Source organism: Thermostichus vulcanus str. 'Rupite' (assembly GCF_022848905.1).
In the GTDB taxonomy this organism is placed as follows: domain Bacteria; phylum Cyanobacteriota; class Cyanobacteriia; order Thermostichales; family Thermostichaceae; genus Thermostichus; species Thermostichus vulcanus_A.
The window spans coordinates 1-16,277 of sequence record NZ_JAFIRA010000017.1 but is presented as its reverse complement, the minus strand read 5'-3'; the positions used below and the strand labels follow the sequence as shown (position 1 = coordinate 16,277).

The window sequence follows — 16,277 nt, the reverse complement described above, 5'->3', positions numbered from 1 at the left end:
GGGCTTATGGGGAGCTAGCAGCAGAGCGGTTGGGCAAGGGTAGGGCAAAGCTGTCTTGCAGCTGCCGCAGCATCAGCAGGTGTTCTAGGGCTAAGCGATCCCGTTCGGTGCGCAATTCGCTCAGTTGGGCCTGAATCTGGCGGAGGTCAGCTTCGCTGGAGCTCCAGTCTTGTAGAAGGCGATAGAGGCGCTCCTGTTTGTCAGCGATTTGTGCGTTGAGGCGGGCTAGCTGTTGGCTAAATTCCACATCCATTTGTTCTGCCAGATCTGCATCCGGCAACAGGGCCAAGCGATCCAGGTGAATACCCAGATCCGCCAACGTCGGAGGGGGTGGATCCAGCTTTTCGAGGAGCGGAAACCGGGAGAAGGGGAACAACTCCGCCTCTGCACTGGGCAACGCAGGCTGCCACCGCTCTGGGGTAGGAGTTTGCGGGCGAGCCATGGGGGTGGTGAGGCGAGGTAATCGCCCTGGAAAAGGTAGATCGTTGGGGGGAGGGGTGGATTCGGATCCGGGTTCCTGAGCCTCAAGAGAGGATTCCGATTGCTCTGAGTCCTCTGAAGAGTCCTTTACAGAGGGCAAGTGGGGCTGTAACGGGGATGGGCTTGCTTCAGAAGTCGGGATCCCGTGGGTCGAGTGGCGCGTGTTGGAGTTGAGCTGGGCCTGCACATTCCCAGCACCCAGGCTGTACAGACCCAGGCATACCCCCAAGCCCCAAGCCCAGCGAACCCGTCTTGCCACACCACCTGTCTGGGTCATCCTTAGGGCACCTCAGCTCCACCTGTGGAAGCCACTTCAAACAAAATCGAGTAAGCGTCTTGCTTATACCCCGGCTCGAAGAGGTAGCGTTGCGCCACCCGGGCAGAAGCCGGCACAATCGCCACCCGCACCGGCGGCTCCTCCAGCGATACCAACGGCTGTGGGTGGTACCAACGCCAACCCGCCCAGCCCGCCCCTGCCAATACCAGCAGGGCTGCTGCCACTTGGCCCCAAGGGTTATGACGCCGCCGCTGCCGGGATCCCCAGCCCAGATGAACCACCGGAGCCTGATCCAATTTGTCGAAAACGCGGCTGATCAGCATCTCCGTTTCGGTGCTGTCCATCGTCGGCACTTCCAGGTTAGCCAACCCCGCCTGCAAAGCGGCCAGCTGGCTATACAGTTGCCGCCCTTGTGCATCGGTTGCCAGCCAATCCTCCACCTGTCGAGCCTCTTGGGTCGACAATTCCCCATCCAGATAGGCGCTCAACTGCTCAAAGCGTTTGTCCACTGCCGGTAACTCTGGGGGCGAATCAAGCGGGGGATCCCCCCGGTTAGGGTTAAAGTTGCCGCGAAACATGTTCATTCACCATCTAGATAAGGTTTCAGGGTGGATTGCAAACGGGCGCGGGCACGAGCAATGCGAGACTTGACTGTACCCAGAGATACGCCTGTAATTTCGGCAATCTCCTCGTAGGCCATACCCTGAATCTCCCGCAGCAGGATGGTTTGGCGAAAGGCTTGAGGGAGATCCCTGACCGCTTGGTGCAATTGCTCGTAAAACTCACAGGTGGTGAGGTGGTCGTGGGGACTGGGGCTCTCGCTGGGGAGTTCCCATTCCATCTCGCTATCCCGCATTTGAATCGGGGCATCGAGGGAGAGAGGCTGTTGTTGCCGCTTGCGCTTGCGCAGTTCGTCGTAAAAAAGGTTGGTGGCGATTCGACCCAGCCAGCTGCGGAATTTAACGGGTTCCTGCAGTCGCTTCAGGTGGCGATAGGCACGAATCCACACTTCCTGAGCCAAATCGTGCCGGTCATGCCAGTCGGGTGCCAGATGATAAAGCACCTTATCCACATGCCCTTGATAGCGACGCATCAGCTCTGCAAAAGCCTCGCGGTGGGGCTGGGATCCCTGCTGACAAAGCAGCACCAGATCCAAATCAGTCAGCTTTTCGGGCCGCACAGGCACGCTCGTCACCAAAACCGACCAAGGCTGGCAACTGATTTCGCTGAGGGCAGCATTCATAGGCATTCATGGGGTGAGAAGCAACAGCAGAGGGATCCCCTCCTGGGCAGAACCTCTGTTTCTTGGACGAAATGGGAGAGTAGGGGTTCCCCCAGTTCCGGAACCTCCCTCGAACAGCTAAGGCAGGCTCAGGAGCAATGGCCACGGGATTATACGGACAAGACCACCTGGACAAGACGATTCCCTCCCGGATCTTGGCACAAGCTGCGAGACTACAGGCTGACCCACTAAGTGCACTTTTGCAGGATAGCCCTTGGCTTGGCAACTGGGCTACAGTGAGCTTGCCCCGGGTCTGGAAGCTACTACCGCATGACTGCTAATTCTCCTGTTTCCACCTCATTGGCTGCTGTTCTTGCCGAGCTAAAAGCGGTGCCGATGTTGGCACAAATCTCGGCGGCCTCTCTGCAATGGCTGGGATCCCAGGTGAAGTTGCGGGAGGTCTCAGCAGGACAAGCCCTGTTCATGCAAGATGCCTGGGGCAGTGTTGTTTATCTGATGCTTTCCGGTTGGGCGAAGGTGCGACGAGCGGTGCGGGTACGCGATGGAGAGTCCGTGCAGGATAACTCCAAAACCCTCGCTATTTTGGGGCCAGGCTCCTGGGTGGGGGAAATGGCGGTTTTGGATGAAGCCCCCCGCTCTCGGGATGTCCTGGCCCTAACAACGGTGCGGGTAGCCGGGATCCCGGCTGCGATTTTCAGTGAATTGATGATCCAAGAGCCGCAATTGTGTTATCAACTGGCCATTAGCCTCTCCCGCCGCCTGCGCCTGACCAACCTGCAGGCGGATCTCAGCCAGCAAAGCCCACCGGTGCGCCTAGTCCATACGCTGGTGCAACTGGGGGAAGCCTTCGGAGAGAAAACCCCTCAGGGGGTACGCATCTTTCACCCACCCCTACAGGATTTGGCGGATATTAGCCAAGTTAGCCTCGAGGCGGCAACGGCGGTGTTAGATCGCTTTATTCGGCAGGGGGTTGTGAAGCTATTGCCAGACCAACAATCCCTGCTATTGGTGCAGTATGCCAAGCTGGTGGAAGCCACCCGCCTGCTGTAGAGGGTTTCCTAAGAATTTTCACAAACCGGTCATGCGCCCCCAACCCATTCCTCCACAACCCGGACAGGAATCCGTCTGGGATTATCCGCGCCCACCCCGCCTAGAACCCACCTCAGAATGGGTGGAAGTGATCTTTAACGATCAGCGGATTGCCAAAAGCCAAAGCTGCTATCGGGTTTTGGAAACCAGTCACCCGCCGGTGTACTACATTCCTCCCGCCGATATTCAACTGCAGTACCTCCAGCCCAGCCCGCGCACCTCCTTCTGCGAGTTTAAGGGATCCGCCCGCTATTGGACGGTACAGGTCGGCTCCCAAACCGCGGTCGATGCGGCCTGGAGCTACCCGGATCCCAGCCCAGCGTTTTTACCCATCCGCGACTACCTCGCCTTCTATCCGGGCCGGATGCAGGAGTGCCGGGTAGAGGGAGAACTCGTGCAGCCGCAACCGGGGGGTTTTTACGGCGGCTGGATCACCGCCAAAGTGGTGGGCCCTTTCAAGGGCGGGCCGGGCAGTTGGGGTTGGTAAGCCCAGAGTTGATCCCCATCTGGGAGCCTCAGTCGAAATACCGATTCTAAGGGAGGGGATCCCTTTTGCCGAGGAAAAGGACTAAAGTAAATCTGATTCGGGTGAGTTGTCCTCAACCAAGGGATCCCGCTAAGGGTTATTCAACCCACTTAGGGCTGCCGCACAGAAACGGAGTCTTGCAGGTTGCTATGGGGTGTCCTGAACGTTGGGGCACACGAAAGGAGAGGACAAGCTTCCGGTGATTCAACAGGAGAGCAGACAAAGACCATGACGGTGCGGGTGGCCCTCGACTACTATCGGGTTTTGATGCTGTCGGCACGGGCAGATGAGCATCAGATTGAGCAAGCTTATCAGGAACGGCTCGAACTCAAGCCAGGAGAGCGTTCTTGGTTATTGCAGTTCTCGCCTGAGGCGGTGGAGAGTCGAGCCCAGTTGATCCAAGAAGCAGCGGCTGTGCTGCTCAACCCAGAGGCAAGACGCAACTACGATGAACACCTCACTCCGGCGGATCCCACTTTGACGGTGGAAGAGTCACTGCTGCCCGGAGTGCTCTGTTTGCACTGTGAATCCGGTGAGTATCAAGCCGCCTTGGATTTGGCGCAAGCGATGTTGGATCAGGGGCACCCCGCCCGTTTCGATGCGATTTTGTCGCGGGCCATTGGTCGTTTGGAGTTGGGGCGAGAAGCCTGGCAGCAGGGATCCTATGAAGAGGCTGCCCTTTCTCTGCAGGCCGGTTTGGCAGAGCTAGAGGAATACCAGGCGTTTCCACAAATGCAAGCGGAGATCCGGGTGGATCTGGGCAAGCTGCGCCCCTATCGCGTTTTGCAACTTCTCAGCCACGAACCCGATCGCGCAGCGGTGCAGAGCACCCTTGCTGAAGCCAGCAAGGGATCCTTAGAGGATCCGGCTCTGTTGCGGCAACAGGGACTCTCCCTCCTCAAGGCCATGTTGGATGAACGACGCGGCATTGAGGGTACTGGCCAGGATGGCTCCGGCCTCAGCACCGAAGATTTTCTGCGCTTTATCCAACGGGTGCGCCGTCAGCTCACCCTCAAGGAGCAACAGGAATTGTTTGAGCGGGAGGCTGAGCGGCCCTCCATGGTGGCGACCTACTTGGCGGCGCAGGTGTTGCTGGCGGGTGGCTACCTAGACAATCGCCCTGCTCTGGTCAGGCGAGCCCGTGGCTACCTGACTCGGCTGGCGCAGCGGCAGGATGTCCATCTAGAACAAGCCATCTGCAGCCTGTTGCTGGGTCGCACCGAGGAAGCCCTACAGCATCTACAATCAGCCCAAGAGGAAGAGGCGTTGCAGTTTATTGAAGAGCACTCCGCCGGATCCCCTGACCAACTGCCGGGGCTGTGCCGCTTTACGGAAAAGTGGTTTGAAGTGGAAGTCTTCCCGGAATTTCGGGATTTGGAAACCGCTCAAGCCACTCTGCAAGCCTACTTCGACAACCCTCAGGTTCAGGCTTACCTGGATGAGATGCCCAGCCGTGAAGACCCCCTGGAAGGGATCCCTGGGATGTTGTCTCCCCAATCCCCCAGCCCACCTCAGCCCCATTTACCCGCTATGGTTGGCCCGCGGGTTACGGAACAAACGCAGGAGTTGAATCGCCCCCCAAGTCCCTTACAACGGGGGGGAGCTCTGTCACCACCTACCACCCCTCTAAACACCCCTCGGATGGCGGATTTGCCCACCTATCCGAGTGCAGACGGGTTGGAAGGTCATCCCTATTCAGATGAACCTGAGATTCCCCCAGCCCGCAGTCGTGCCTCCTTTCGCGTTAGCGGGACGGAGTCCTATGACTTGGAGGGTCACCGCCGCAACCGCTCTGGGCCGAGAAGAAACCGTGGTCGCGCTGGCGGTGGGGATCCCTATCGCCCTGCCATTCCTGCTGGGGTTCGCCTTGCCGGGGTGGTGAGCATTGGCATCATTTCTTTGATCGTGATTTGGCAGATGTTACGGGGCCTATTCACCCCACCCCCAGCACCGCCAATTGAACAGCCGCAGGTGCAACTGGATGAGCCCCCGGTTGCCATTAACGACTCTGCCCAGCCAGAACCGACTCCGCCGCCGGAGCCAGAATTGACTGGCCCCCTAGCCGAATGGCAGGGGGTGCAACAGGTGCGGGTCATCTCGAATGATGGCATCAACATTCGCCAGCAACCTAGCCTGACGGGAGCCATTGTTGGGGCTGCCCCCCGTCAAGCTCTGCTGCGGGTGGTGGAGGTACAGTCTGGAGAAGGACAGGTTCCCGTGTGGTTGCGCATTGAGCGGGATGGGGCTCCCGGCGGCTGGATTGCCGCACAATCCGGTACCACTCGTTTGGTGGAACGACCCTGATGGGTCTGTGGCTCAGGTTCTGCTCCTCTCGCGGGGATAGGTAATACCCCTTTTTGCTCTTGTGGATATTCTGCGCAATGCCCCGCTTGGGGTTTATCTAGAAGAACCTCGAACTTGGCTGCATCGCCTCGATCCGCGCGTCAAGCTGTTCTGGCTGCTGAGTGTATTGCTCAGCCCAATCCTGGCCAGTAATGTCTGGCGCCTAGCCGTGGTGGTGGCCCTGTTGGTGCTGACAGCCGTGGCCCGCTTGCCGCGGCGGGTCTGGTCACGCCAGCTCTCGTTTGTGCTGGTCTTGAGCCTGCTCACCTTTGGGATTACGAGCTTGGCGCCGGATGGGTTGGGGGTTTCGCCGCAGCCGCAACGACAGGATGTGCAGGTGGTGGGCTATGGGTTGACCGGGATCCCCAGTTCTGAACCAGAAGAGGCAACCCGAGTGTGGATGGCCCAAACTCGCCGATGGCCGGCTCCCTACCGCTATCGTTTGGTTCATTTCTCCTTACTGGGGCGAACATTTCAGATCTCCCGCCGTTCTTTGTCAGTAGCGCTGCGGCTGGGCACACTCATGTTCACGCTGCTCTATGCCACCAACTTGTTTTTGCTCACCACTGCCTCCGAAGAGATTACGGAAGGGATCGGGCGACTGTTGCAGCCTCTGAAAGGTTGGGGCTTACCGATTGCGGAGGTGATCCTCACCCTAACGTTGGCCTTGCGCTTTCTGCCTCTGGTGATGGAGGAGGTGCAAAACTTGGTGCGGGCGGTGCAAACACGGGATGTACGCTGGGGAGCCCTGAGTTTCCGGGGCGGGATCCAAACCTTAATGGCGCTAGTGGAACGGTTTTTTGAGAATCTGCTGTTGCGGGCCGAACAGACGGCTACGGCGATGCAGGCACGGGGCTTAACAGGCCCAGATCACCCGCTGCGCTGGCACGCCCTGCAACTGCGGCGGCTGGATCGCTGGATGCTGGCTCTCCTGCCCTTATTTTGGTTGGTACGGATAGTGGGCTTCAGTCGGGTTTAGGTAAAGCATGAATGTCTAACAATCTAACAAGAGGCTGGCTCGGATCTGGCTTTAGTGACCTGATGAAATTTGACACTCCCCCGGTTAGAAACCGGGGGATTCTCCCTTCTAGCCCCTTGCAACCTTAGACTGCAAGGTATTCATGGAGTTCAGGGGATTGCCAACTACCCCATCCCCTGAGCCGACCCTGCCTATTACGGGCAGGGCTTCTTTTAGACTCAAAGGACACGAAAATCCGTCCCACCGAGCAATGTTTATTGCGGCATTCCAGTCCGCGTCACAGCAATACCCGTCCTGCCCGGTGAACAAATGCCCACTCCTTTTCCCAATCAATCCTGTCCTGTGGTCGGTTTTGGATGTGTAGGCAGCAGGACGTTTATGCAGCGTCCTACCCGCCATCTCCAGCTTGTAGGCAACCTTCCGCTCTAGGTCGTAGTACGACCAGGTGTGCCGTGACTTACCGGCATCAGAGCGAGCCTTCTGGCTCTGTCTGGATTGGCGGATACCTGAGAGGTCTTCCATCCACACATCTGCATTTACCGCATTGGCAAACCGCACAATGCGACGGCTAACGGTGTGGTTGACCGCCCTCATCCAACGGGCTTCTTTGCGCTCCAGTCGCTTGAGTGCTCGGTATTTACCCGCCTGCTGCAACTGGGCGCGACGCTTCTGGAAACGACGACGACGATAGGCTACCTCTCCACCCCCAAAAAACACCGCCCGACCCCAACGGGTGGCCGCCACCGCCAAACGGTTCTGCCCCCGGTCAACACCCAGCCGCTCCGTGCTGCTCACTTCGGGAACTTCCCAAGTGATAGATAGAACAGCATACCAAACCCCACGTATTTGCATCAGCTTCAAGGTTCCCCGTTCACAATCCTGCTCGGCCAGGATGCGCTCAAGACGCTCGGCATAGTAGGAACTGCTAACCTCAAGGGGAACCCGCTTGTCACCCTGAATTGTGGGGAAGCTCACTGAGTAGGTGCTGCCTATTTTGTGCAGCTTCCAGTTTTGGTTGTTGACCTCTGGCCAGAACACTTTGAAGTGTTTGACCCGCTGGCCGGCTTTCCCCTTCAGGACACGAATCACCTGGTTGGAGAGGGCCGACTTGAGTGGTGTCACCACTTTGGCGGTTGTCAATGCTTTTCGTTCCTTCGGACTGATGCGGAGCAGTTCGTTTGCCAGTTCGGTTGTCGCACAAACCGTCTGGTCGAACATCTCTGCTTTGACCACATTGAGGTCAAGAAACTTGAGCTTGAGTGTGGTGGTGACCCGTTTCATGGGGACTATTGTATGTACTATTTCTGTTGCTGAATAAATTCAGCCTGTGCGCTTATATCCCCCGGTTAGAAACCGGGGGCTTTACGCTGCTTTTCGTAACCTCACACCGCCGGTTTCGGTAGAAGACTGACTCGAAGACAGGGGATCCCTGGTGGCCGGTGAGTTCAGACGTGATGGCGCGAGTTCTCGGTGGAGACGCTAGCTAGCAACCATAAAGACTGGCAACCACTGACCGGGAACGCGACACAGAGGGATCCAGGATCCCTCCCTACTGCCGCCAAGCCAACACATATCTCTCTAGGGCCGCGAAGAAGGTGTAGAGCAAGATGCCCATAATACCGAGGGCAATCAATCCAGCAAAGGCCAAGGGCACATCAAAAGAGGAGCTGGCGGAGACGATCAAATAGCCCAAGCCACCATTAGAGGCTACCGTTTCTGAGATCACCGAACCCACAAACGCTGAAGAGATGGAGACCTTCAGCGAGGCAAACAGATAGGGCATACTGTGGGGTAATCCCACCTTGATAAAGATCTCCCAGGCACTCGCCCCCAGAGAGCGCAGCACATCCCGCATTTCCGTTTCAACTGTTTCTAGCCCCACCGCCACATTTACTGCTATCGGGAAAAAAGCCAACAAAAAGGCCGTAATGACCGCTGGGATCAAGCCCAAACCAAACCAGATCGCCAACAGGGGCACCAAAGCTACCTTTGGGATTGTATTAAAGCCCACCAGCAGCGGATACAAAGACAGATAGGCCAGGCGGGAACTGCCGATGATGGATCCCAGCAGGACTCCCCCTACCAAAGCCAGCGTAAAGGCCAGCACCGTCGAGCCCACGGTAATCAGGGAGTGGCGCATAATTACCTGGCTCCATTGGTTCATGGCGGCGATGATCTCAGTGGGCGCAGGCAAGATGAAGCGGGGAACGTTGAACAGGCGTACCCCCACCTGCCACAGCACAATGCTGAGGATGATGGTGGCAGCGGGCAGGATGATCGAAGCCGCTTTGGTATTTAGAAATTGGTCGAATGATTTCTTCATTGGGATCCCCCAGTGTTCGCAACAAGCCAAAACCTATCCAGAACCTTCAAAGCCCAAAAACCGGGATCAGTAGCTGCGGCGAATGTGTTTGCGCACTTCCGAAACCAGGTGGTGAAAGTCATCCGTCAAGCAGATCTCCAGTGGACGTGGGCGGGGCAGATCTACCTTAAGGGAAAAGATGATCTCGCTCGGGCGCGGCCCCATCACATAAATAGTGTCGGAGAGGAACACCGCTTCTCGCAAATCGTGGGTGATCAAAATGCTGGTACAAGCGGTGTGCATCCACAGCCGCTGCAACATTTCCCACATATCCTCGCGGGTGAAAGCATCCAGGGCCGCAAAGGGTTCATCCAACAGCAACAACTCCGGCTGATGAATTAAGGCGCGACACAAAGAAGCCCGTTGTCGCATGCCACCCGACAGTTGCCAGGGATAAGCATTTTGAAAACCATCCAAACCAACGGTTGCCAGTAGGTCGAGGGCAGATTTTTCGTGCTGGGCTAGATTTTGTTTGAAGGTGCGCTTGTGGGGCTGAACTACCTCCAGAGGCAGCAGCACATTTTTTAGGGTGTTGCGCCAGGGCAGTAGCACCGGGTTTTGAAAGGCCATACCCACATTTTTCAGGGGGCCATTGATCGGTTGCGATTGAAAGTAGATGGTGCCACCGTGGTTGGTATTCAAACCCGAAACCATTTTCAGCAGCGACGTTTTGCCACAGCCACTAGGGCCGACGATGGAGACAAACTCAGAGTGCTCCACAGAAAAGTTGAGATCCCGAATGATGGTGACGGGAGCTCCTTTACCGGGGTATTGCAGCGAGACATGACGAAATTCCAGAACGGGCTGACCCGGGATCCCATGGCGGGTGCTGGGAGGGGATGACGGATCTTGGGCAACCATCTGAGACTCCAACATCGACTCAACTCCGGGTGTTTGCACAAAAGCACAGGACAGAAAAGGCTTAGTCTCTTAATCTTTTAGGGCCAGTCCTGCCATCACTACACCAGAGAGAGCAGCAGCTAACTGTGTTACCTGATACCTTACACTCCCCCAACCCTGCCCATTTTCCGGCAGCGGAGATGAGCCGGTTTGAGAGGGATCCCTTGAGATTCATCTATCGCAGAGAAAAAGTGAGAACAGAGCAGAGATTCATCACGGTTCAGGCCCCGTACCTACTGGAAACCCCACGGGCCTCTGACTGCCGAACAGTGCTGTGGAGTGGGGCTACTGATGTTCGAAGATGTTGCTAAAGCCCATCAAGTCCAGATCCACCAGCGTGGGTAAGTGTTGAAAACAACGCTGTGCCAAGTCCCAGCGCTCTTCCCGTTGCAACATGAGGGCTAGCTTATCCCGAACCGGGATCAAATACCGGACATCGTTGGCAGCATACTCCAGTTGCTCAGCAGAGAGAGCCTGTACGGATCCCCAGTCCGAGCTTTGGGCCGTTTTGTTTAGCTCCACCCCACATAGCTCATGCACCACTTCCTTAAGGCCGTGCTTGTTGGTGTAGGTGCGGGCCAGTTTGCTAGCAATTTTGGTGCAAAACACCGGCCAAACCGGGATCCCGAGATGATACAACAGCATACCCAGATCAAAACGGGCATAGTGGAAGATCTTTTCAATGCCGGGATCCGTCATCAACTGGGCCAAGCGAGGGGCTTGCCGGACCCCGCGACTCAGCCGCAGCAGCACCACCTCATCAGAGGCATTGGCAATTTGCACAACACAGAGCCTGTCCCGTTGCGGGATCAAGCCCATGGTTTCAGTATCTACTGCCAATCGGGTTTCGCCAGCAAGTGCCTCTAGAACCTCAGCAGAGAGATCCTCATCACAAACTTGAAAAGGCTGTAGGCCCACGCGGGATCCCTCAGTGCTCATTCAATCGCAAGTTTTGGATCTTACCAGCTGGACTTGACCACACCGGGTAGCAACCCCCTGTGAGCCATCTCCCGTAGGCTGTTGCGGGAGAGGCCAAAATCTCGGAAATAGCCACGCGGACGGCCCGTTTGCCAGCAGCGATTGCGCAGACGGGTGCGAGAACTGGCCCGAGGGAGTTTTTGCAGCTGGGCGTGCAGCTCCATGCGTGTGGCCTGATCGATCTCTGGATTGGCCATCTCCGCCTTCAGTTGTTGGCGTTTTTCCCGATACTTATCGACCAAGCGTTGGCGCTTCTTCTCCCGCTCGATCATGCTCTTTTTAGCCACGGTTCACTTGCTTCCCCGGATTTTTCAGCTTTACCAGGATAACGAGAACCTCACGGTTCAGGCAAGGGGATCCCGACCCAAAGCCAATCCAAGTCCCCTTTAAGAGAACCGCTTGATCTTATCCAGTCCAGGTGGCTTGCTCATAAGGTTCTTGCGCTAACTGATTTTGATCCAGAACAACCAGGTCAGGCCGAAAGGCAGTTTCAGTGCTCAACAGCCTAATCAAACAGCGGAAAGGAATCCCATAAGGAGCATGCTGCTGGTCAATAGCAACATTGAGCTTACGCCCGATGAACCCAGCAACCTCTTTCTTCATGAACACCAGTTGGCTCCAAATCGGTTAGCTCTCTATCGATCAGTTCATAGCGGGCGTTGTCTCCGTAGCGCTCCACGAAGTCTGTAACCATGAAAGACTTGGGAAGCGCTTCATTCCGCTGACGTGCCCCCAACTGAACCATGCAACAGACTCCATTTGGGTTCGTGAGCGTACTGTGATCGGGATGACAGGATTTGAACCTGCGGCCCTCTGCTCCCAAAGCAGATGCGCTACCAAGCTGCGCTACATCCCGGCTTGACTCTTGCGATTATGACAGATTCCCGCCGTTGGTGTACATGGGATTGGGGGCATTGCAGCCGAAAACAAGACTGATTTTGGGTTTAGGAGTTCAGCATCTTGGCCGGCATCACGATCAAGGTATTGCCTTGTCGTTCCACCACGTATAGATCTTGCCCCGCTTGAATTTCCAGGGTGGGGATGCTGCACTTGGCATTCCAGGTGGATCCGAGATAAGATACACGGCCCCGCTCACCCGCTGGGATAGCGGTTACTGCCCGGGCCTCCCGGGACTCTTCTAGTTGAGCCGATCCATGCGGCACCAATCGGCGGCTGAGGATGATAAACACAATCGACACGCCAATCCAGGCGGAAAACTGTACCCAGATCGGCAGCCCCAGATAAGCCAAAAGTCCTGCCAGAAGAGCCGCCAAGCCCACAGACCCAGCTACCAATTCCGGCAAAAACAATTCAGCTGCAATTAAAACCAATCCGATGATGATCCAGGGCAGAACCATAGCATCCAGGGATCCCACTGCATCCAGTATGGCCCAAAACCCCCCTATTCTTGGCAGGGATCCGCTCTGCTAGGATCCCGATGGCATGAGTTGATGGGATCTGATTTAGGGTTGAGAGCCGGGGAAATAGTTATCCAAAACCTTGAGGGGATCCGATTCTTCCGGGGGTAGGTTCTTGGTTTCGGCAATATTCATCAACGTATCCCAGTCGGTGCTCATGACAAAGGCAACCGCCTGACGAGCGGCTTCCCGGTGTGGACAAGCCTCGCCCAGGATACATCCATCTCTGCAAAGCGTGGCACAGTCATGCCCCGCCGGGGCAGCACCGATGCTACTGGGATCCGAGCCAGCCATAACGTCCTCTCCCGAATACGCTTCCTCTCCCTTCTAAGAATACCTGAAGAGAATCTTGCACTTGAGCTGGATCCTTGCCGGGGCGTTTAGCCTAAGTGAAGTCACAGAGGAGCATCCGAAACATGGAGTTCTCACAACTGCAAGAGCTGGTGGATCGGGCCTTGGAAGACAAAAAGCTCACCCGTCTGGAAATGGATCAAATTGTGACCGCCATCCGAGCTGATGGCAAAGTCTCCCCTGAAGAAGCGCAGTTACTCGATTCCATTCGCCAGATGGTACTGCGCCGCGAGATTCAGGTGGTGGAAACGGCCGACTGAGGGGGATGGGGTTAAGAGCTGGAAGAGGCAGGGCTCTCTTTTCGTAGGTAGAGGGTGACCTCACTGCGGTTGTGAAAGAGTTGTCGGGCTTTCACAACGGGGAAAGTGCCCTGCAAAATGCCCAGGGCTTGTTGAAGAACCTGCAGGCGGCAGTGACCCGGTAGCTTCAAGGTCATCACCCCAGCTCCCGCAGGCTCCAGATGGGGGGCAAACGCCACCATCAACCGGGCCGAGTCGCACCCATCCATGCGCATATCGTTGAGGATAAGGTGAAACTGGCCAGGATGACGGGCCAAATAGGCTTGGGCGCTGAGGCGACGATGATGAATACCCGGATCCTGAGCTAGGCGTCCATCCAACTCCGCCGGATCCACCGCCGTAACCTCTTGGCCATACTGTCGCAATACTCGCGTCCATCCCCCTGGTGCCGCCCCCAAATCCAAAGCTCGGCCTCCCCTTACCATCGGCACCCGAAACACCTGTAGGGCCTCGAGCAGCTTAAATTCCGCCCGGCTGATTTGCCCCGGATCCCGTCGGAAACGGTGGATCCCACCCGCCCAATTGGAGAGGTTTTGCGCTGCTTTGGATAGACCGATGAATACCCGGATCCCATCCGCCAAAGCCAGGATCAGGACCGAGAGAATTTGCTGGGGATCTTTGACCTCTAGGGGAGACCCTGTAGCTGAGATCACCTGCTCTGCCAAAGCTTGGTTCACCTGAAACGGCTTGAGATTCAGCTCCCCAAACAGGCGCGTCTGCACGGAAAAAGTCAGCGCAGGATCCAGGCTTTTCAATACTTCATCGTTTAGGCTCAGTTGGGGCAGAGTCAGGGATCCCTTTGAGCAGTAGTACTCCTGGTGAACGGGGCAGATATGGCGCAGGAAAATCGGGGGCGCCACCTGCCAATCTTGGGCAAGAGCGGCAAAAGAGCGTTGGCTACACACCCACACCAGACCGGGTGCGCTCTCCAGCCTGTGGACAGCAGCTTCCGCATCCGCCGCTTCAATTTCTCGGATCGCCAGCTCCAGGAACTCCGGGTTGGCAGTGCCCAGCCAAGTATGGGTGTCGGGTAGGGTTCTCAAGGGTTTTTAACGGGCTGTGAATCCCGGGGCGGGCCAACGCATATAGGGCAAAGAGGCGGCCACTTGTTTGATACGATCTTGAGCTGCCAACAATTGGCCCGTCGCATCCCAGGTGCCTTGTACCAGCATTTGCCGGGATCCCTCGGGCAAGTCCACAGGGGCTGTATGGCTCTCCCAGCTGACTTGCTTGGCCAACAAATCCAGGCTGAGCTGCAACTGTGGGTGGGCGGCAATCGCCGTTTGCAGGGTTTGGGCCACCTCCGGGCTGACGGTTACACAGGGGAGCCCCATTGCCAGACAATTGCCGAAGAAAATCTCGGCAAAACTTTCCCCCAGAATAGCGCGGATCCCCCATTTGGCAATTGCTTGGGGCGCATGTTCCCGACTGGAACCACAGCCAAAGTTAGCATTCACCACCAAAATCTGGGCCCCTTGGTACTGAGGTTGATCAAAGGGGTGCTGTCCTTGCTTCTGGGCGCGGTCGTCCGCGAAGACATGCTGACCCAAGCCATCAAAAGTAACGCACTTCAAGAAGCGGGCAGGGATGATCCGATCCGTGTCGATATCATTGCCCGGAAGCGGGATCCCTCGGCCAGTGATGGTCAAAACTTCGCTCGGCATGTGGATGAATCTCAACCTTGAACCCGGAAGACTTAAAGATTTACTTACGGTAAACCTGATTTTCCAAATTGCGCACTTGTCGCTCCAACCGATCCAGTCGCCCCCGCAGTTCGTCCATTTCCGATTGGCGCGGCACCCCCAAATCCTGCAAGACGTTGCGCACCTGCCGCTGGACGTAGGACTCCACGTTGCCCTGTTCCAACTTCACCTGGTTAAGCAGGCTGTTAATCACATTGGATGCCTCTTCTGGGTTGAGCTGCCCCTTCTGCACCAAATCGTCAGCGGCCTTCTTCAATTGCTCCGCCACCAGGGTGGTTGTACCCACCCCCATCAGCAGGAGCTGACGTAAGATACTGTTGTTATCCAATGCTGCCCTCCCGCTGCACGGGCCTCCATGACTACCTATTCTCCTCAGTTTGTCCTCAACTTCGCAACTGGGTCAGCCAGTTTTTCCCTTTCCCCTGAGGCTTCCTTGCAGTTGCGGGAGGCACTGCAAACTATTTTAGAGCGCCTCAAGCTCAATTCAGGGAATACTCAGCGGCAACCCCAACCCCCCGTGGAATTTTGCCATCGTGCCGAAGATCTGCATCTAGAGGTATTTTGTAACCCCAACATCTGGCCTAGCCCCCATGCAGCCAAAGTGTTGGTAACTTTGAAAACCCAATTACTGCGTCTGTCTACGGAGGTGGAATTGTCTCGTCTGCGGGAAGACCTCAGCCACTATCTGGAGGCCCTTTGATGGCGGAAGAACCCAACACCCCCTCAACCGCAGCCAAGGATCCCCCGGTCATCACGGTGCTACAACTACTGGATGAGCCTCCAGGTGGGATCCCGCTTAGCCTTGAGGTGGTCACCCTCACTTGGCATGACCGGCAGCGTTCCCGACAACGGTTGGTCAGCGATCGGGGCACTGAGCTCCGGTTGATGCTGCCCCGTGGCACCCATCTTCGGGATGGCGATCTGCTCTATGCTGATGCACAGCGACAAATTCGGGTCAAGGCCCAAGCGGAGCCTGTACTTTTGATCCAACCGGAGAACGTGATGCAAATGGGACAGGTTCTACATCAAATGGGCAATTGGCATCGACCGGCACAAATTTCCCCGCAGGGGCAGATCCTGTTGCTGGCGGATGATCCCCTGCGGGATTGGTTGGCCCATATGGGGATCCCGTTTCAGTCGGTGCTGCATGCATTTGAGCCAAACTTACTAGCCCATAGCCATTGATCTTCGAGCTTGAGTCTTTACGAAAAACAGCGTAAAGCCCCCGGTTTCCAACCGGGGGATATAAGCGCACAGGCTGAATTTATTCAGCAACAGAAATAGTACATACAATAGTCCCCATGAAACGGGTCACCACCACACTCAAGC

At 56.6% G+C, this 16,277-nt stretch carries 21 protein-coding genes and 1 tRNA gene; 7 read left to right on the top strand and 15 right to left on the bottom strand.

Annotation, left to right across the window (positions count from 1 at the left end; genetic code table 11):
* Positions 1-4: 4 nt before the first annotated feature.
* The 3 genes from JX360_RS08205 to JX360_RS08195 are packed head-to-tail and all read right to left on the bottom strand — an operon-like array spanning position 5 to position 2,000.
* Positions 5-757: a hypothetical protein gene (locus JX360_RS08205; RefSeq protein WP_244350170.1), complete on the bottom strand. Its 753-nt coding sequence runs from the start codon at positions 755-757 to the stop codon at positions 5-7.
* A 2-nt stretch (positions 758-759) separates the two neighbouring features.
* Positions 760-1,341, bottom strand: a complete 582-nt coding sequence (locus tag JX360_RS08200; protein ID WP_244350169.1) for an anti-sigma factor family protein — start codon at positions 1,339-1,341, stop codon at positions 760-762.
* Positions 1,338-2,000 (bottom strand): sigma-70 family RNA polymerase sigma factor, encoded by a 663-nt coding sequence (locus tag JX360_RS08195; protein WP_244350168.1) that lies wholly within the window; start codon positions 1,998-2,000, stop codon positions 1,338-1,340. Before JX360_RS08195 ends, JX360_RS08200 begins: the two co-directional genes overlap by 4 nt.
* Before the next feature lie 309 nt (positions 2,001-2,309).
* Here JX360_RS08195 and JX360_RS08190 point away from each other — a divergent pair, with 309 nt between their 5' ends.
* From JX360_RS08190 to JX360_RS08175, 4 genes are all read left to right on the top strand, one after another.
* On the top strand, positions 2,310-3,050 hold the full coding sequence (locus JX360_RS08190; protein WP_244350167.1) for a Crp/Fnr family transcriptional regulator: 741 nt from the start codon (positions 2,310-2,312) through the stop codon (positions 3,048-3,050).
* A 31-nt stretch (positions 3,051-3,081) separates the two neighbouring features.
* The gene (locus JX360_RS08185) at positions 3,082-3,576 is read left to right on the top strand and encodes a DUF427 domain-containing protein (RefSeq protein WP_244350166.1); all 495 of its coding nucleotides are present in this window, start codon (positions 3,082-3,084) and stop codon (positions 3,574-3,576) included.
* Between the two features lie 267 nt (positions 3,577-3,843).
* On the top strand, positions 3,844-5,919 hold the full coding sequence (locus JX360_RS08180; protein WP_244350165.1) for an SH3 domain-containing protein: 2,076 nt from the start codon (positions 3,844-3,846) through the stop codon (positions 5,917-5,919).
* A 61-nt stretch (positions 5,920-5,980) separates the two neighbouring features.
* Complete coding sequence (locus JX360_RS08175) at positions 5,981-6,937, top strand: energy-coupling factor transporter transmembrane component T family protein (RefSeq protein WP_244350164.1); 957 nt, start codon at positions 5,981-5,983, stop codon at positions 6,935-6,937.
* Positions 6,938-7,045: 108 nt separating this feature from the next.
* Here the strand turns inward: JX360_RS08175 and JX360_RS08170 are convergent, their stop codons facing one another.
* The 9 genes from JX360_RS08170 to JX360_RS08130 all read right to left on the bottom strand — a co-directional run bounded on the left by JX360_RS08170 (position 7,046) and on the right by JX360_RS08130 (position 12,889).
* The gene (locus JX360_RS08170; protein ID WP_244350163.1) at positions 7,046-8,218 is read right to left on the bottom strand and encodes an RNA-guided endonuclease TnpB family protein; all 1,173 of its coding nucleotides are present in this window, start codon (positions 8,216-8,218) and stop codon (positions 7,046-7,048) included.
* Positions 8,219-8,486: 268 nt separating this feature from the next.
* Positions 8,487-9,260 carry an ABC transporter permease gene (locus JX360_RS08165; RefSeq protein ID WP_244350162.1) on the bottom strand — a complete coding sequence of 258 codons (774 nt, stop codon included), beginning with the start codon at positions 9,258-9,260 and terminating at the stop codon, positions 8,487-8,489.
* Between the two features lie 66 nt (positions 9,261-9,326).
* A complete protein-coding gene (locus JX360_RS08160; protein ID WP_244350161.1) occupies positions 9,327-10,160 on the bottom strand; it encodes an ABC transporter ATP-binding protein in 834 nt (277 codons plus the stop codon).
* 324 nt (positions 10,161-10,484) lie between these two features.
* Positions 10,485-11,117, bottom strand: coding sequence for a ribonuclease D (locus tag JX360_RS08155; RefSeq protein WP_244350160.1), 633 nt, complete (start codon positions 11,115-11,117; stop codon positions 10,485-10,487).
* A 41-nt stretch (positions 11,118-11,158) separates the two neighbouring features.
* The gene (gene rpsN, locus JX360_RS08150; protein WP_244350159.1) at positions 11,159-11,464 is read right to left on the bottom strand and encodes a 30S ribosomal protein S14; all 306 of its coding nucleotides are present in this window, start codon (positions 11,462-11,464) and stop codon (positions 11,159-11,161) included.
* A 281-nt stretch (positions 11,465-11,745) separates the two neighbouring features.
* Positions 11,746-11,922 carry a hypothetical protein gene (locus tag JX360_RS08145; RefSeq protein ID WP_244350158.1) on the bottom strand — a complete coding sequence of 59 codons (177 nt, stop codon included), beginning with the start codon at positions 11,920-11,922 and terminating at the stop codon, positions 11,746-11,748.
* A 37-nt stretch (positions 11,923-11,959) separates the two neighbouring features.
* Positions 11,960-12,033 (bottom strand) — tRNA-Pro (locus JX360_RS08140).
* Positions 12,034-12,121: 88 nt separating this feature from the next.
* The gene (locus JX360_RS08135) at positions 12,122-12,535 is read right to left on the bottom strand and encodes an NfeD family protein (protein WP_244350157.1); all 414 of its coding nucleotides are present in this window, start codon (positions 12,533-12,535) and stop codon (positions 12,122-12,124) included.
* A 105-nt stretch (positions 12,536-12,640) separates the two neighbouring features.
* Positions 12,641-12,889, bottom strand: coding sequence for a hypothetical protein (locus tag JX360_RS08130; RefSeq protein ID WP_244350156.1), 249 nt, complete (start codon positions 12,887-12,889; stop codon positions 12,641-12,643).
* A 122-nt stretch (positions 12,890-13,011) separates the two neighbouring features.
* Between JX360_RS08130 and JX360_RS08125 the strand changes: the two genes are divergently transcribed.
* Entirely contained in the window at positions 13,012-13,206 is a 195-nt protein-coding gene (locus JX360_RS08125) for a hypothetical protein (RefSeq protein ID WP_244350155.1), read from the top strand.
* A gap of 11 nt (positions 13,207-13,217) precedes the next feature.
* Here JX360_RS08125 and JX360_RS08120 read toward each other — a convergent pair whose 3' ends face one another.
* Genes JX360_RS08120 through JX360_RS08110 form a run of 3 tightly spaced genes read right to left on the bottom strand, consistent with a single transcriptional unit; the run spans position 13,218 to position 15,276 of the window.
* Positions 13,218-14,288 (bottom strand): SAM-dependent methyltransferase, encoded by a 1,071-nt coding sequence (locus JX360_RS08120; RefSeq protein ID WP_244350154.1) that lies wholly within the window; start codon positions 14,286-14,288, stop codon positions 13,218-13,220.
* A gap of 6 nt (positions 14,289-14,294) precedes the next feature.
* The gene (gene leuD / locus JX360_RS08115; RefSeq protein WP_244350153.1) at positions 14,295-14,909 is read right to left on the bottom strand and encodes a 3-isopropylmalate dehydratase small subunit; all 615 of its coding nucleotides are present in this window, start codon (positions 14,907-14,909) and stop codon (positions 14,295-14,297) included.
* 40 nt (positions 14,910-14,949) lie between these two features.
* A complete protein-coding gene (locus JX360_RS08110) occupies positions 14,950-15,276 on the bottom strand; it encodes a phasin family protein (RefSeq protein ID WP_244350152.1) in 327 nt (108 codons plus the stop codon).
* 27 nt (positions 15,277-15,303) lie between these two features.
* On the opposite strand from JX360_RS08110, the gene JX360_RS08105 reads away from it, so the two are divergent.
* Positions 15,304-15,648 carry a hypothetical protein gene (locus JX360_RS08105; protein WP_244350151.1) on the top strand — a complete coding sequence of 115 codons (345 nt, stop codon included), beginning with the start codon at positions 15,304-15,306 and terminating at the stop codon, positions 15,646-15,648.
* Complete coding sequence (locus JX360_RS08100; RefSeq protein ID WP_244350150.1) at positions 15,648-16,133, top strand: urease accessory protein UreE; 486 nt, start codon at positions 15,648-15,650, stop codon at positions 16,131-16,133. The genes JX360_RS08105 and JX360_RS08100 overlap by 1 nt, the downstream gene beginning before the upstream one ends.
* Positions 16,134-16,277 lie beyond the last annotated feature (144 nt).

Bases quoted from the DNA above. Each gene is read 5' to 3' on its own strand.
- JX360_RS08205 (WP_244350170.1), bottom strand. From the start codon at position 757: ATGACCCAGACAGGTGGTGTGGCAAGACGGGTTCGCTGGGCTTGGGGC.
- JX360_RS08200 (WP_244350169.1), bottom strand. From the start codon at position 1,341: ATGAACATGTTTCGCGGCAACTTTAACCCTAACCGGGGGGATCCCCCG.
- JX360_RS08195 (WP_244350168.1), bottom strand. From the start codon at position 2,000: ATGAATGCTGCCCTCAGCGAAATCAGTTGCCAGCCTTGGTCGGTTTTG.
- JX360_RS08190 (WP_244350167.1), top strand. From the start codon at position 2,310: ATGACTGCTAATTCTCCTGTTTCCACCTCATTGGCTGCTGTTCTTGCC.
- JX360_RS08185 (WP_244350166.1), top strand. From the start codon at position 3,082: ATGCGCCCCCAACCCATTCCTCCACAACCCGGACAGGAATCCGTCTGG.
- JX360_RS08180 (WP_244350165.1), top strand. From the start codon at position 3,844: ATGACGGTGCGGGTGGCCCTCGACTACTATCGGGTTTTGATGCTGTCG.
- JX360_RS08170 (WP_244350163.1), bottom strand. From the start codon at position 8,218: ATGAAACGGGTCACCACCACACTCAAGCTCAAGTTTCTTGACCTCAAT.
- JX360_RS08165 (WP_244350162.1), bottom strand. From the start codon at position 9,260: ATGAAGAAATCATTCGACCAATTTCTAAATACCAAAGCGGCTTCGATC.
- JX360_RS08160 (WP_244350161.1), bottom strand. From the start codon at position 10,160: ATGGTTGCCCAAGATCCGTCATCCCCTCCCAGCACCCGCCATGGGATC.
- JX360_RS08145 (WP_244350158.1), bottom strand. From the start codon at position 11,922: ATGGTTCAGTTGGGGGCACGTCAGCGGAATGAAGCGCTTCCCAAGTCT.
- JX360_RS08135 (WP_244350157.1), bottom strand. From the start codon at position 12,535: ATGGTTCTGCCCTGGATCATCATCGGATTGGTTTTAATTGCAGCTGAA.
- JX360_RS08130 (WP_244350156.1), bottom strand. From the start codon at position 12,889: ATGGCTGGCTCGGATCCCAGTAGCATCGGTGCTGCCCCGGCGGGGCAT.
- JX360_RS08125 (WP_244350155.1), top strand. From the start codon at position 13,012: ATGGAGTTCTCACAACTGCAAGAGCTGGTGGATCGGGCCTTGGAAGAC.
- leuD (WP_244350153.1), bottom strand. From the start codon at position 14,909: ATGCCGAGCGAAGTTTTGACCATCACTGGCCGAGGGATCCCGCTTCCG.
- JX360_RS08105 (WP_244350151.1), top strand. From the start codon at position 15,304: ATGACTACCTATTCTCCTCAGTTTGTCCTCAACTTCGCAACTGGGTCA.
- JX360_RS08100 (WP_244350150.1), top strand. From the start codon at position 15,648: ATGGCGGAAGAACCCAACACCCCCTCAACCGCAGCCAAGGATCCCCCG.